This window comes from Yoonia sp., from assembly GCF_036007805.1.
Classification (GTDB): domain Bacteria; phylum Pseudomonadota; class Alphaproteobacteria; order Rhodobacterales; family Rhodobacteraceae; genus Yoonia.
In genome coordinates, this window is record NZ_DASYOK010000158.1 from 1 (window position 1) to 1,771 (window position 1,771).

Consider the following 1,771-nt stretch of genomic DNA (forward strand, 5'->3'; position numbering starts at 1 on the left):
CCTCATGACATCCGGACTTATCCTTTTGCCGATCGTGACCCTCACGATCTGGTTCGTCGCCAAGTTCTCTTGACTCGCCGCGTGCCTTCGGTCCGGATCTAGCCCGAACTACACAGCCGCCTTGCGGCTTTCCTCAAGATAGATCGCGCGCAACCGCGTCGCCACAGGCCCCGGCGTACCGGCGCCAATCGCGACACCATCCACCTCGACCACCGGCATCACAAAGGTGCTGGCGGATGTGATAAACGCCTCGTCCGCGTCCTGCGCTTCGGCAATCGTAAAGCTGCGTTCCTCGACCTTCATCTGTGCCTCACGCGCAAAGCGCAGCACGGCAGCGCGCGTGATCCCGTGCAGGATTTCATTGCCCAGATGCCGCGTGATGATCGTGTTGTTCTTGATGATATAGGCGTTATTCGAAGTACCTTCGGTTACAGCACCATCCTCGACCATCCATGCATCATCCACACCGGCGGCCTTGGCCATCATCTTGCCCATCGACGGGAACAGCAGTTGCACGGTTTTGATGTCGCGGCGCGCCCAGCGCTGATCTTCGATCGAGATCACCTTGATGCCCTTTTTCGCCACAGGGCTATTGGCCAGACCGGGTTTGTTCTGGGTGAACAGCACCACCGTTGGCTTTGTAGTCTCCGGATCGGGGAAGACAAAATCACGGTCTTCAGGGGCGCCACGGGTGATCTGCAGATAAATCATACCCTCTTCAATGCCGTTCAGGCGCACCAACTCGCGGTGGACCTCCAGAAGATCCGGCAGAACCTCGGGGTGCGGCATATCCAGTTCGTTCAGTGACCGTTCAAGCCGCTTGGCATGGCCTGCGAAATCGATCAGCTTGCCGTCCAGCACAGAGGTGACTTCATACACCCCGTCCGCCATCAGAAATCCGCGATCGAAGATCGAGACTTTCGCTTCGTTTTCCGGCAGATACGCGCCGTTGACATAGACTGTCCGCATGGTCATCCCCAAAGTGCTGTGGCGGGCGGGTGCACGCCCAAGTGATCGAATTTCAAAGGTTCATCACGGTCTTCGGCCAATAACAGCGGCCCGTCAAGGTCGGTGAATGCCACACCCTGCGCAAGGATCGTAGCGGGCGCCATTGCAAGTGACGATCCGACCATGCAGCCGACCATCACCTTATAGCCCTCGGCCAGTGCCTGGCGTTTCAACGCCAGCGCCTCGGTCAGGCCTCCGGTTTTGTCCAGCTTGATGTTCACCATATCGTATTTGCCGCGCAACGCAGGCAGGCTAGCACGGTCATGGCAGCTTTCATCGGCGCAAACGGGCAAGGGGCGTGCGATTTCGGCCAACGTGTCATCCGCCCCTGCAGGCAACGGTTGTTCCACCATCTTCACGCCAAGGCGGATCAGATGCGGCGCGAGATCGGCATAGACCTCCGCGGTCCAGCCCTCGTTCGCGTCAACGATAATATCCGCATCCGGCGCCCCCCGGCGGACCGCTTCAAGACGCGCCATATCATCCGGCGTGCCAAGCTTGATTTTGAGTAAGGGGCGGGCCGCGTGTTTGACGGCTTGCCGTTCCATCGCCGCGGGCGTGTCGAGCGAAAGGGTATAGGCGGTGATTTCCGGGTTTGGTGCGGGCACACCCAACAGGTCCCAGACACGTTTGCCCGCGCGCTTGGCCGCATGATCCCAGAACGCGCAATCAAGCGCGTTGCGCGCGGCCCCCGCAGGCAAGGCGTCGGGCAAATCCGGCCAGGCACCCGTGAAACCCGCAATCTGCGCCGTCACACTCTCCA

2 protein-coding genes are annotated in these 1,771 nt (G+C 60.1%); both read right to left on the minus strand.

Features of this window, described 5'->3' with window-relative positions:
- Nucleotides 1-108 precede the first annotated feature (108 nt).
- On the minus strand, nucleotides 109-975 hold the full coding sequence (locus tag VGP75_RS09100; protein ID WP_327543356.1) for a D-amino-acid transaminase: 867 nt from the start codon (nucleotides 973-975) through the stop codon (nucleotides 109-111).
- On the minus strand, nucleotides 972-1,771 hold an 800-nt coding region (dgcA, locus tag VGP75_RS09105), incomplete at its 5' end, for an N-acetyl-D-Glu racemase DgcA (protein ID WP_327543357.1). The genes dgcA and VGP75_RS09100, both read right to left, overlap by 4 nt.

What these genes read in the sequence shown, in the direction of transcription:
- VGP75_RS09100 (WP_327543356.1), bottom strand. Translation starts at nt 975, where the DNA reads ATGACCATGCGGACAGTCTATGTCAACGGCGCGTATCTGCCGGAAAAC.